At 71.7% G+C, this 12,837-nt stretch carries 11 protein-coding genes; 8 read left to right on the forward strand and 3 right to left on the reverse strand.

Annotated elements, in window-relative coordinates:
* The coding region (gene hutI, locus AOJ26_RS31225) for an imidazolonepropionase (RefSeq protein WP_053851727.1) at window positions 1–1,259 on the forward strand (1,259 nt) is incomplete at its 5' end.
* Window positions 1,260–1,286: 27 nt separating this feature from the next.
* Here the strand turns inward: hutI and AOJ26_RS31230 are convergent.
* A complete protein-coding gene (locus AOJ26_RS31230) occupies window positions 1,287–2,804 on the reverse strand; it encodes an RICIN domain-containing protein (RefSeq protein WP_053851728.1) in 1,518 nt (505 codons plus the stop codon).
* Between the two features lie 165 nt (window positions 2,805–2,969).
* Complete coding sequence (locus AOJ26_RS31235) at window positions 2,970–3,884, reverse strand: RNA polymerase sigma factor SigF (protein WP_053851729.1); 915 nt, start codon at window positions 3,882–3,884, stop codon at window positions 2,970–2,972.
* Window positions 3,885–4,122: 238 nt separating this feature from the next.
* Here AOJ26_RS31235 and AOJ26_RS31240 point away from each other — a divergent pair, with 238 nt between their 5' ends.
* The 5 genes from AOJ26_RS31240 (at window position 4,123) to AOJ26_RS43075 (ending at window position 8,705) form a co-directional block, all read left to right on the forward strand.
* Window positions 4,123–4,503, forward strand: a complete 381-nt coding sequence (locus AOJ26_RS31240) for an STAS domain-containing protein (protein WP_053851730.1) — start codon at window positions 4,123–4,125, stop codon at window positions 4,501–4,503.
* A gap of 225 nt (window positions 4,504–4,728) precedes the next feature.
* A complete protein-coding gene (locus AOJ26_RS31245; protein WP_053851731.1) occupies window positions 4,729–5,223 on the forward strand; it encodes an ATP-binding protein in 495 nt (164 codons plus the stop codon).
* 157 nt (window positions 5,224–5,380) lie between these two features.
* Window positions 5,381–6,079, forward strand: a complete 699-nt coding sequence (locus tag AOJ26_RS31250; RefSeq protein WP_053851732.1) for an LPXTG cell wall anchor domain-containing protein — start codon at window positions 5,381–5,383, stop codon at window positions 6,077–6,079.
* A 239-nt stretch (window positions 6,080–6,318) separates the two neighbouring features.
* On the forward strand, window positions 6,319–7,374 hold the full coding sequence (locus tag AOJ26_RS31255; RefSeq protein ID WP_179200198.1) for a hypothetical protein: 1,056 nt from the start codon (window positions 6,319–6,321) through the stop codon (window positions 7,372–7,374).
* Between the two features lie 65 nt (window positions 7,375–7,439).
* Window positions 7,440–8,705, forward strand: a complete 1,266-nt coding sequence (locus tag AOJ26_RS43075; RefSeq protein WP_053851734.1) for a hypothetical protein — start codon at window positions 7,440–7,442, stop codon at window positions 8,703–8,705.
* A gap of 95 nt (window positions 8,706–8,800) precedes the next feature.
* Here the strand turns inward: AOJ26_RS43075 and AOJ26_RS31265 are convergent, their stop codons facing one another.
* Window positions 8,801–10,297: an oligopeptide:H+ symporter gene (locus AOJ26_RS31265; protein WP_053851735.1), complete on the reverse strand. Its 1,497-nt coding sequence runs from the start codon at window positions 10,295–10,297 to the stop codon at window positions 8,801–8,803.
* Window positions 10,298–10,594: 297 nt separating this feature from the next.
* Here AOJ26_RS31265 and AOJ26_RS31270 point away from each other — a divergent pair, with 297 nt between their 5' ends.
* Both AOJ26_RS31270 and AOJ26_RS31275 read left to right on the forward strand, forming a co-directional pair.
* On the forward strand, window positions 10,595–11,272 hold the full coding sequence (locus tag AOJ26_RS31270; RefSeq protein ID WP_007382513.1) for a response regulator transcription factor: 678 nt from the start codon (window positions 10,595–10,597) through the stop codon (window positions 11,270–11,272).
* A 37-nt stretch (window positions 11,273–11,309) separates the two neighbouring features.
* A complete protein-coding gene (locus AOJ26_RS31275; protein ID WP_053851736.1) occupies window positions 11,310–12,584 on the forward strand; it encodes an ATP-binding protein in 1,275 nt (424 codons plus the stop codon).
* Window positions 12,585–12,837: the final 253 nt, after the last annotated feature.

Consider the following 12,837-nt stretch of genomic DNA (forward strand, 5'->3'; position numbering starts at 1 on the left):
CCCCCGAACCCGCCCCCACCGCCGACCAGGCCACCGAGGACGCCATGAGCAACGCGACGACCGTCAGCCCCGCCCACTCCGCGAGCACCGCAAGCACGCTCATCACCAACATCGCCGCTCTGGTCACCAACGACCCCTCCCTGGGTGACGGAACCCCCCTCGGACTGATCCGGGACGCGGCCGTCGCCATCGAGGGCGACCGCGTCGTGTGGACCGGTGATCAAAGCAAAGCACCCGCCACTGACAATCGGGTCGACGCGGAAGGCAGGGCGGTCCTGCCCGGCTTCGTCGACTCCCACAGCCACCTCGTCTTCGCGGGCGACCGCACCGAGGAGTTCAACGCCCGCATGTCAGGGCGGGCCTACAGCGCGGGCGGCATCCGTACGACGGTCGCCGCGACCCGGGCGGCGAGCGACGCGGAACTCGAACGCAACCTCACCCGCTACCTCGCCGAGGCCCTGCGCCAGGGCACGACCACCTTCGAGACCAAGTCGGGCTACGGCCTGACCGTCGCGGACGAGGCGAGGGCCCTGCGCATCGCCGCCGCCCACACCGACGAGGTCACCTACCTCGGCGCCCACATCGTCTCGCCGGACCACACCGAAGACCCGGCCGCCTACGTGGAGCTGGTCACCGGCGAGATGCTCGACGCCTGTGCCCCGTACGCCCGCTGGATCGACGTCTTCTGCGAGAAGGGCGCCTTCGACGGCGACCAGGCCCGCGCGATCCTCACCGCGGGCAAGGCGAAGGGCCTGCACCCCCGGGTCCACGCCAACCAGCTCTCCCACGGCCCCGGAGTGCGGCTCGCGGTCGAACTGGACGCGGCGAGCGCCGACCACTGCACCCACCTCACCGCCGAGGACGTCGACGCCCTGGCGAACAGCCGTACCGTCGCCACGCTCCTGCCCGGCGCGGAGTTCTCCACGCGCGCCGAGTGGCCGGACGCCCGCCGCCTCCTGGACGCCGGCGTCACCGTCGCCCTGTCCACGGACTGCAACCCGGGCTCCTCCTTCACCTCCTCCGTCCCCTTCTGCGTCGCCCTCGCGGTGCGCGACATGGGGATGACCCCGGACGAGGCGGTCTGGTCGGCCACGGCGGGCGGAGCGGCCGCCCTCCGCCGCGAGGACGTCGGCCGCCTCACTCCGGGCGCCCGCGCCGACCTGGTCCTCCTGGACGCCCCGAGCCATGTGCACCTGGCCTACCGGCCGGGGGTGCCGCTGGTCAGCGCGGTGTGGCGGGCCGGGGTACGGGCAGTCTGACGGCGCACGCCGGAGCGGCCGGGGACGTTACGCCGGACCCGCCCGCCACCGCTGCGCCGCACCCCCGGTCAGCGGCTCCAGCGACACCCGGCCCCCGTCGCCCGGCGTCACCCCCGTGGCGATGGCGATCGCCGGGCGGATCACCCCGTCGGGGTCCACCGTGAAGCGGAGGTTGTCGCCGTTGCGCCCCTCGACCGAGTCGCAGGACCAGATGCCGAGGCCCTTGTCGACGTCGCCGCGGCTGTCCAGGCAGAAGTCGGGGTCGGCGTAGGACTGGAGGACGCCGCGGCCGGAATCGACGCGCCAGCGCTGGGATCCCGCTGCGGCGCAGGGTGCCGCGACGACGTCCGTCCCGTCGGAGAACGCGCCGGCGACGTCCAGGCAGCGTCCGGTGGAGACGTTGACCACCTGGGCGTAGGCGCCGCCCGGCGCGCGGAAGGGGGGTGGGCTCGCCCTGCGCGGAGGCGCCGACGTCCGTGTCGCCGAAGGGGAGGCCGAAGGGGAGGCGGAGGAGGACGGCGCCTTGCCGGTGGGGGAGGGCGAGACCGTCGTCGTGACCGTCACCCGCGGCGGGCTCGGCAGCGCCCCGGCCGCTCCCGCCGTGGCCGAGGCCGTGGCCGACGCGCCCGCCGGAGGGCCGCTCTCCTGTGACACCAGGAACAGCAGCAGCGGCACCACGGCCACCCCCAGCGCCGCCGAGGCCAGGACGAGCCGCCGCGGTCGCGGCCAGGTGCCGGACGGCGACCGGGATTCCGCCCGCGGCCGCGCCTCGGGCCCGGGCGCGCTGCGCGCCGCGTACGCCGTCCCGCCCCACGGCAGCAGCCCCTCGGCCAGCGTCGTGCGCGGAGCGTCCCGCACCGCGCACAGTTCCTCGTGGGCCGCCGTGCAGTGCGGGCAGTGGGCCATGTGGGCGTGCAGGTCGGCGCTCGGACGGGGGTTGTCCGGCCGTACGGACTCCTCGATGAGGCGGCCGAAGCCCGCGCACCGGGGGTCGTCCGAGGCGGCGAGGCGGAACCTCAGGCACGTCCGGGCCAAGGTGTGCAGGGCCCCTTCCGTGCCGTGGACCACGTCCTCGCGGGTGAGGCCCAGGTGGTCGGCGGTGCGGGGCTCCGGCTCGCCCTCCACCACGCGGTACCAGACCAGGCCCTGGGTGCGGGCCGGCAGGGACTCGAAGGCGGTGAGCATGGGCGGCACCGGGCCCCCGGGCCCCGCCGTGTTCAGGAGCAGCAGGACCGTGGGGTCCAGGCCGGCCGCCCGCTGGTCCCCGGCCCACCGCGCCGCCGAGCGGGCCGTCAGCAGCAGGAGCCGGTGGCGCCACGGGACGCCGGGGTCGACCCCGCGAGCCGTCTCCCGGGCGGCGAGGGTGAAGGTCTGCGCGGCCAGTTGCCGGGCGGCGCTCTCCCCGGCCGTGCACAGGCGGGCGTAGGCCAGCACCGAGGGCTGGTGGCGGGCGCGGAGCTCCAGCAGGGCCGCGTACGCCGTGGCCGTGTCGGAGCGCAGCAGCTCCGTGAGCCGGGCGTCGGACGCCCCGTCGGGGCGAGTCATGCGCACCCTCCTCCTGACGTACCGGCCAGTCTGTGAGCGACCATAGTGAGGGAAGGGGACCGTGGGGGAAAGGGTTTCTCCGAGTAACCGTGCGCCGCCCCGGACGCACGGTGCCCGGTGTCCCACCGGACACCGGGCACACGCGCAGGTCAGTGATGCCGACCGTCACTCCTCGACGGTCAGGCCCTTCCGAAGTCGTACCAGCGTCCGCGACAGCAGCCGCGAGACGTGCATCTGGGAGATGCCGAGTTCCTCACCGATCTCCGACTGGGTCATGCCCGCGACGAAGCGCAGCGAGAGGATCTGGCGGTCCCGGGAGGGCAGCTCGGCGATCAGCGGCTTCAGGGACTCGACGTACTCGATGCCCTCGAGCCCGTGGTCCTCGTAGCCGATCCGGTCGGCCAGCGCGCCCTCGGAGTCGTCCTCCTCGGGCTGGGCGTCCAGAGAGGCGGCCGTGTACGCGTTGGACGCCGCCATGCCCTCGACGACCTCCTCCTTCGACAGCCCGAGGCGTTCGGCGAGCTCGCCCACGGTGGGGGCGCGGTCGAGCTTCTGGGCCAGTTCGTCACCGGCCTTGGCCAGGTCGAGCCGGAGCTCCTGGAGGCGGCGCGGCACCCGCACCGACCAGGACGTGTCGCGGAAGAAGCGCTTGATCTCGCCCACGATGGTTGGCATCGCGAAGGTGGGGAACTCCACACCACGGCTGAGTTCGAAGCGGTCGATCGCCTTGATCAGGCCGATGGTGCCGACCTGGATGATGTCCTCCATCGGCTCACTGCGGGAGCGGAAGCGGGAGGCGGCGAACTTGACCAGGGCGAGGTTCAGTTCGACGAGCGTGTTGCGGACGTACGAGTACTCGTGCGTGCCCTCCTCCAGCGACTCCAGCCGTGCGAAGAGGGTTTTCGAGAGGGCGCGCGCGTCGACGGCCCCCACCTCTTCGAAGGGCGGGATCTCCGGAAGCCCGGCGAGCACATCGCCTTCGCTGTCCTGCTCGATGGGATCCAGATGTTCCGGGGGGGATGTCGACGTCGCCTGATGGGTATGCGAGGCGTCGAGCCGGGGTGACATGATGTCCTCCATCGTTCTCGGCATAAGGCTGCCGAAGCCAGTTCGTGCACTGCGGTGTGCGGCGCCTCCAAAGCCGGCCGTGTCGAGTTCGTGTCTCTACTAGCCCTACCCGGTTTCCCGACACGACCGCAAGTGTGTTCTGTGCGGTTATGTCTGTTTGTGGGTGATTGTTCGGGTGTCGGAGGGTGTGGAGAAGGCGTAGTGTTCGAGGGCGTCATCAGCAGCCACGACGTCGGGAGAGAGAGACGGCATGGACCGCGGGACGGTCGGCAGCGCACAGTCTGGCCGGCTTCTGGTTGAGGTGCGGCAAGAGGGCTCCAGTGCCGTCGTGACTCCAGCAGGTGAGTTGGATCACCACACGGCCGATTTGTTGCGTGAGCCACTCGAGGAGTGCCTCGCCAAGGGGAAGAGCCGGCTTGTCGTCGACTGCACACGGCTGGAGTTCTGTGACTCCACCGGACTGAATGTGCTGCTGGGGGCACGGCTGAAGGCCGAGGCGGCGGGGGGTGGCGTACATCTCGCGGGGATGCTGCCCGTCGTGGCGCGCGTCTTCGAGATCACGGGGGCCGACGCGGTCTTCAGCGTGCACGACACGCTGGAGGAGGCGCTGGCCGGCGAGTCCGACGGCTGAGGCGGCGGTGCGGGTGGCGGCCCCGGCGGCCCCGTTCGTGTGCCGTTCGTCTCCTCCGACCGGTCTCCATCGGGTGTCACACCCCTCGTGGTGGACATACGTCCCGAATGGAGGGGTGTTCTCCCGGTCCGCTCGGGCAGGAGACATCCGTACTGACTGTTCGGTGAGCGACCATGCAGTGACGTTTTGAATCGTGAACCGGTGAATCGGTGAGGTGAAGCGCTGATGAGCACCACCCGGCCCTACTCGCCGGGCGACCGTGACCCGGAGCCCGGCGTGGAGCCTGGCGGCGATGCCGAGCTGCCGACGGGACGGCAGGTCCGTCGGCTGAGCTTCGAGGGGGAGAGCGGGGTCGTCCCGCTCGCGCGCGACTTCACCCGGCAGGCGTTGCAGGCGTGGGGGTGGCTGCCGGCGGCGTCCGCGGACCGGCGCGCCGTGACCGAGGACGTGCTGCTGGTCGTCTCCGAGCTGGTGACGAACGCCTGTCTCCACGCGGAGGGCCCGGACCAGTTGGGGATCTCCTGTGACAACAAGGTGATCCGCGTCGAGGTCTCCGACCGGGGGAACGGCCAGCCGACGCCGCGCACCCCGCACCAGGCGGGCCGTCCCGGCGGACACGGCATGTTCATCGTGCAGCGGCTCTCCCTGGACTGGGGTGTCGTCAGAGCCCCCGGAGTGGCCGGCAAGACCGTGTGGGCGGAGCTCGGCGCACCCGCCTAGCCCCCGCCCGTCCGGCGCCCCTCCCGCGGGTCTCCCGTGGCCTTCCGGGCTGCCCCCACACTTCCGACGCTTACTTTCTCTTCCTTCCTCCGGTGCCCCGGCGTACCTTGACGGCCGATCTGATGTGCCGTCAGGAACGAGTAAGGGGAGCGGAACCGTGTCGTACCCGAAACGAACCGCCGCGCTCGCGTCCGTCGCGGCCCTGGCCGGCTCGGCGGTGCTGATGGCCGCCCCCGCTGCCCGCGCCGAGGTCGTGAACGTCAACTACCAGTGCAAGACGCCCATCGGTGACAAGAGCGCCGTCTCGCCCATCGACATCAAGGGCGTCAGGAGCGGCAGCGGCTACCGGATCACCATGTCCTGGCAGAAGGGCGTCTCCTCCAGCCCGGTCGACCTCGGCAAGGGCGCGATGAACCCGAGCGCCACCATCAGGCTGGGCGGCGCGGACAGCGGGACGATGAGCGTGACCGGCCCCGCCAACCAGGCCGTCGTCCCCGCCAACACCCCCATCAAGATCAACGACCTGACCGGCACGTACACCCCGAAGAAGTCCGGCAAGGTCACCTTCACGGCGGGCGTGCTCACCATCAAGGCGCTCGGTACGACGACCACCTGCACGCCGACCAACAGCCCCGGTGCCTCGCTGACCCTGGAGGTCACCGCCGCGTCGGGTTCCTCCGGCGGCACCCAGGGCGGCAGCGACGACGACAGCGGTTCCGCCGCGGCCCTCCCGCAGACCGGCCCCGAGGACTCGGCGATCGCCCTCGGCACGCTCGGCGGCACGGTCCTGCTCGCGGGCGCGGCCGGCACGCTCTGGCTCACCCGGCGCAACCAGGCGGCCCGAGCCCGCCGCTGAGCGGCCCGGCCCGCTCTCGTACGACCGCTGGAGCCGCCCATGCCGTCCGTGCCGCCCCCCACGCGTGACCTGTCCCCGCCGGTCGGGCCGGGTCGGCCGATCCCACCGGTCGCACGGCCTCCGGTACGGCGTCCACGGTGTCGTACGGCCGGACCCGCGCCCCAATCCCCGTGTACGGAAGTCGAGTTGACGGGAGCGACGACGTGAGCCCGAGCGGCAGGGTGCGGTGGGCGGTGCTGATGGCGGTGTGCGCGCTGCTGCTCACAGCGACGACGGGGACGGCGGCCGCGGCGGACGGACCGAGCGTGAAGCTGTCCGAGTCCCAGGCGGGTACCGGCGGTTCGATCACCGTGAGCGGCAGCGGCTGGCGGGCGCGGGCACTGCTGATGATCCTGGTCTGCGGACAGGCGGTGCCCTCGCGCGGGGTGCCGGGCGGTACCAACTCCTGTGCCAACGCGGACGGCCGGGCCGTCACCACGGACGGGAAGGGGCACTTCAGCAAGAAGCTGCCCGTCGCCGAACCCCCGGTGCCCTGCCCCTGCGTGGTGCACGTGGCCACGGTGACCGGGGCGAAGGCCGAGGCCGACGCGATCTTCCAGGTGGCCGGGCACGCCGTGGAGCCGCTGCCCGCGCAGACGGACGGCGGGCGGCTGTCCGTCCTCTCCGACACCCGGCTCGACGGCTCCGGGTCTCTCCTGACCTGGTTCGGCGCACCCCCCGCCCGCACCCTCGTCTTCACCGTCGGCAACGTCGGCACCTCCGCCGTCAAGGACCCCGTCTTCCAGGTGGGCACCGCCCACGGCGTGTTCGCCCCGCAGTGGGACGAACAGCAGTGGCGCGGCACGATCCAGCCGGGCGGGAAGGCGCGGATCGAACTGCCCGTCGAACTCACCGGCGGCGCGCACGGCGAGTACACCGTCTCGCTGAAGTACGCCGGCAAGGTGCTGGCCGAGCAGCCCTGGGGCGTGGGCCGGCCCTGGGGCGTGACCTTGTTCTGGGTGCTGGTCTTCCTGGTCGTGCCGGCGGCGCTGTTCCGCATCGGCATGGCGGTCGTGGACCGGGTCCGGCCACGGCCCGCCGGAGGTGTCCGGCACCGCGGGCTGCGGCTGCCCGAACTCGCCCTGCGCCTGCCGGGGGTCAAGCCCTCCACGGCCGCGCACGCGGCCCCTCCCACGTCCACCCTGCCGTGGTTCACCCCGGACGCCGATCCGGGCGCGGCCGGTGGCCGGCTCTCCGCACCGCACGACGACAGCCCCACGAGTCACACGACTCCCACCAGAGAGGGTTCCACGTGAGCATGCGAAGGAGAGTCCCACCGGCCGGCGGGCCGAGAAGAGCGGGCGCGGCCGGTGCGGCGCTGGTGCTGGCCGGGGCGGGCGTGGTGCTCGGTCTCGCCGCCGGGCCCGCCCAGGCCGCGGAGGTGTCGTTCGCGACCCGGTGCGTGCCGCCCGCGGGCGTCGGGCTCGACCCCGTCGACGGCACCACCAAGGTGCAGATCACCGCACCGGCCACCGCGAAGGTCGGCGACGAGATCGAGGTGGTGTGGAAGTTCACCCAGGCCGCGTCCAAGAACCCGGACATCATCGATCTGCCGGCGAACTCGGTCCAGCCGACCGGCACCCTGAAGGCGGCCGGCGCGCAGAGCGCCGACATCGCGATGACCGGCCCGCGCGAGAACCCGGCGATTCCCAAGGGCGGCGCCATGGTGCTGTCCGACATGAAGGGCAAGCTGAAGCTGACAGCGGCTGGCCGGCTCACGCTGACGCCGGGCCCGTACACGGTGAACGCGATGGGCACGAACACGGTGTGCACGCCGACGGAGACCGTGCCGACGGCGGGCACGATCGACGTGGCCGCGGGGGACGGGACCTCCACACCGACACCGGATCCGACGGACACCGCCACCCCGACCCCGACCCCGACCTCGACGCCGACCGACACGGCCACGGCGACTCCTAGCGCCACCTCCTCCGACGACGGCGGCGGCCAGACAGACTTCACCGGCAAGGCCGTCGACATCCCCTACACCTGCCAGTCGCCGCTCGGCGAGAAGAAGGCCACCTCGTCGATCCAGATCAACGCCAAGAAGGACGGCGGCAGTTACGGCGTCACCGTGCAGTTCAAGAACTCCCCGATGGACAGCCCCGCCGACATCCCCGCGAACTCGGTCAAGCCCTCCATGGACGTGCTCCTGGGCGGCGCCGACACGGGCTCGGTCCACGTCGAGGGCCCCACCAACGCCGAGGCCATCAAGTCGGGCGACCCCATAGAGATCCCCGACATGACGGGCACGTACAAGCCGGGCGCGACCGGTGAGTCGACGCTGTCGCCGGGGGTCCTGACGATCGAGGCGCTGGGCACCACGACCACCTGCAAGCCGGACAGCACGGCGGTCTCCCTCACCCTGACCACGGAGGAGCAGGAGGGCGGCGCCTCGGGCGGTTCCTCCGGCTCCGGCGGGACGGGCGGGACGAGCGGCTCGGGCGGTACGTCGACCGGGGGCGGCCTGGCGGCGACGGGCGCGGACGACCACGCGGCGCTGAAGGCACTGGGTCTGGTGGCGGGGACAGCGGTGCTGCTGGGCGCCGCGGTCTTCACGTTCATGCCCGGCCGCAGGAGGCTCTGAGAGCGCGGGGACCGCTACGGCAGGGAAACGGACGGGGCGCCGGGATCCACCAGGATCCCGGCGCCCCGCGGTCGCAGCGCTCGGTGCTCGTCGGGTCAGCGCACGCTGCCCATGAGCTCCTTGACCCGGTTGCGGTACATCCACACCGCGACACCGGCGAGAACGGCGAGCGTCGCCTCCAGGGCCACGATCCCGGTCCTGTTGAGGTCGACCCCGGCGATGGAGAGCAGCCCGGTCGTCGCGTCACCCGCGGTGACCGCGAGGAACCACACGCCCATCATCTGCGAGGCGTACTTCGCGGGGGCCATCTTCGTGGTCACCGACAGGCCCACCGGCGACAGCAGCAGCTCACCCACGGTCTGCACGAAGTAGATCGCGACTAGCCACATCGCGGCGGCCTTGTGGCCGCCGTCCGCGATGGACAGCGGCGCGAGGAACAGGAAGAAGGACGCACCGACGAGCACCAGACCGGAGGCGAACTTCACGGCCGTGCTCGGCTCCTTGCCGCGCCGGTTCAGCGCCAGCCAGAACCAGGCGAAGACCGGGGCCAGGGCCATGATGAGGACGGGGTTGACCGACTGGTACCAGGAAACCGGGAACGTCCAGCCGAGGACGCTGTTCTCGGCGGAGGAGTCCGCGAAGATCGACAGGGTCGAGCCGCCCTGGTCGTAGATCATCCAGAACACGGCCGCGGCGACGAAGAACCAGATGTAGGCGGACATCGACTTCTGCTCGGTGCGGTCCAGGTCCTTGTCGCGCTTGATGTTGACCAGGACCATCACCGGGATGATCACGCCGAGCAGGGTCAGCGGGACCAGGATCCAGTTCAGCGTGTAGTGGCCGGAGAAGCCGACGATCGCGTAGAAGACGACGGCGATGCCGGCCCAGATCGCGGCCTTGCGCAGGGTGGAGGACTTCTCCGCGTCGGACAGCGGCGTCGGGACGACGCTGGAGCGGTCGGCCAGGTGGCGGCTGCCGATCAGGAACTGCGCGAGGCCCACGGCCATGCCGAGGGCGGCGAGCGCGAAGCCCAGGTGCCAGTTGACGTTCTCGCCGATGGTGCCGATGACCAGCGGGGCGGCGAAGGCGCCGAGGTTGATGCCCATGTAGAAGACCGTGAAGCCGCCGTCGCGGCGGGGGTCGTCCGGGCCCTCGTAGAGGTGGCCGACCATCGTGGAGATGTTGGCCTTCAGCAGACCGGAACCGATCGCGACCAGGCCGAGGCCGGCGTAGAAGGTGCCCGAGGAGGGCAGGGCCAGGGTGAGGTGACCGAGCATGATCACAGCGCCCGCCACGGCGACGGTCTTGCGGGGACCCCACACGCGGTCGCCGAACCAGCCGCCCGGCATCGCGAGCAGGTACACCAGCGACACGTACACGGAGTAGATCGCGGTCGCGGTCGCGGCGCTGAGGTGCAGGCCGCCCGGGGCGACGAGGTACAGCGGGAGCAGAGCCCTCATGCCGTAGTAGGAGAACCTCTCCCACATCTCGGTCATGAAGAGTGTGGCCAGTCCGCGGGGGTGGCCGAAGAAGGCTGTGTCGGAACCGGGGGTGCCCGGAGTCACCGAGTCCTTCGTCAGGCTGGACGCCATGGTCGTTCCTTGCTGGTGGGGATTACCGCACACAAAAGAGACCTTCAGCGACGGATACGCGCCAAAGGTCCCCACGATGCGACAGGCATTGAATTCACCATACGTCAGGCTACTGACGGAAATGGAAGGACTTGAGACCTGAATCACAGGTGGCTGTGGAACCGTACACCCGGTTTCTAAGGTCCCTACAGGATTGGCACCGCACAGTCACAGGTTCACACCGGATCCACGAAAGGTAAGAACCACTGGGCTGCGATCACACCCCAGCATCTGTGAAGAGCGGTCTACCATCAGCTCATGACCCGTGTACTGCTCGCCGAGGACGATGCGTCCATTTCGGAGCCGCTGGCCCGCGCCCTGCGCCGGGAAGGGTACGAGGTCGAGGTGCGCGAGGACGGACCCACCGCGCTCGACGCCGGAATGCAGGGCGGTATCGACCTGGTCGTCCTCGACCTGGGTCTGCCCGGCATGGACGGCCTCGAGGTGGCCCGCCGACTGCGCGCCGAGGGCCACGCCGTGCCGATCCTCATCCTGACCGCCCGCGCCGACGAGGTGGACACCGTCGTCGGTCTCGACGCGGGCGCCGACGACTACGTCACCAAGCCGTTCCGGCTCGCCGAGCTGCTCGCCCGGGTCCGGGCCCTGCTGCGGCGCGGGGCGGCCGAGCCGGCGCAGCCGCCGGCCACCCACGGGGTACGGATCGACGTCGAGTCGCACCGGGCGTGGATGGGCGACGAGGAACTCCAGCTCACGGCCAAGGAGTTCGACCTGCTGCGGGTCCTGGTGCGGGACGCCGGCCGCGTGGTCACCCGGGACCAGCTGATGCGCGAGGTCTGGGACACCACGTGGTGGTCGTCGACCAAGACGCTGGACATGCACATCTCCTGGCTCCGTAAGAAGCTCGGCGACGACGCGGCCAACCCGCGGTACATCGCGACGGTCCGGGGAGTGGGCTTCCGCTTCGAGAAGAGCTGACCCGGGTCACCGTCCGGCAGGCAACAGGTAAGAGGACATGCGCCGTCGACTGATCCAGTCCACGCTCGCCGTGGTGCTCGTGGTGATCGCCGTCTTCGGCGTCTCCCTCGTCATCGTCGAGACCCGCACCATCAGCAACAGCGCCCAGGAGCGGGTCGACTCCGAGGCGATCCGGCTGGCCGGGATCGTGGACAGCCGGCTCTTCGCCGCGGAGGACGTGACCGCGGAGATCCTGCGCGACCAGGTCGCGCAGGAACGGTACGCCCTGATCCGGATCCCCGGTAAGGACCCGATCGAGGTCGGCACCCGGCCCTCCGGCGAGGTCATCAGCTCCACCGAGAAGGGCGAGGAGGGCGAGACGGTCACCGTGCAGGAGCCGCGCTCCTCGGTGACCCGCGAGGTCGGCCGTACGCTCCTGATCATCGGCCTGGTGGCGCTGCTCGCGGTGATCGCCGCGGTGCTCCTCGCGATCCGCCAGGCCAACAAGCTGGCCTCGCCGCTCACCGACCTCGCCGAGACCGCGGAACGCCTCGGCTCCGGCGACCCACGGCCACGGCACAAGCGCTACGGCGTCCCCGAGCTGGACCGGGTCGCCGACGTACTGGACTCCTCCGCCGAGCGGATCGCCCGCATGCTGACCGCGGAACGGCGCCTGGCCGCCGACGCCTCCCACCAGCTCCGTACGCCCCTGACCGCCCTGTCGATGCGGCTGGAGGAGATCACCCTCACCGACGACCCGGACACGGTGAAGGAGGAGGCGAACGTCGCGCTGACCCAGGTGGAGCGGCTGACGGACGTGGTCGAACGGCTGCTGACGAACTCCCGCGACCCCCGGGCCGGCAACGCGGTCACCTTCGACCTCGACGAGGTCATCCAGCAGCAGCTCGCGGAGTGGCGGCCCGCCTACCGCAGCGCGGGCCGGGCGATCGTGAGCTCCGGCAAGCGGCACCTCACGGCGGTCGGCACCCCGGGCGCGGTGGCCCAGGTCCTGGCCGCGCTGATCGAGAACTCCCTCATGCACGGCGGCGGCACGGTGGCGCTGCGCACCCGCGTCACCGGCAACCAGGCCGTCATCGAGGTCACCGACGAGGGCCCCGGCGTCCCCGCCGACCTCGGCGCCCGCATCTTCGAGCGCACGATCAGCGGCCGCAACTCCACGGGCATCGGCCTCGCGGTGGCCCGCGACCTCGCGGAGGCCGACGGCGGCCGCCTGGAGATGCTCCAGGCCCAGCCCCCGGTCTTCGGCCTGTTCCTCTCCCGCACCCCACTGAAGCCGACGGTCCCGGACGACGACGAACCGATGGTGCGGTGAGCTGCGCGAGCTGAGGCGGGGATGGGGCCGGCCGGGTTTTCGGCGGTCGGTGTCAGAGCATCCCCGTCGGCGCCGCCTTCGGTCCGGGGCGGGCTGTGGGGACTGAGGCGGGGTCGGACGGCGCCGGGCGGACTGTTCAGCGGTCGATGTCAGAGCATCCCTGGTGAGGGTCGCCTCCGGTCCTGCGCACCCCGCTGTAGTCGGCTGTGCCGGACGGTGAGCCGGGCTGATGGTGGGGCGGGCTGTTGGGGCT

The organism is Streptomyces sp. NRRL B-24085 (assembly GCF_001282115.1).
In the GTDB taxonomy this organism is placed as follows: domain Bacteria; phylum Actinomycetota; class Actinomycetes; order Streptomycetales; family Streptomycetaceae; genus Streptomyces.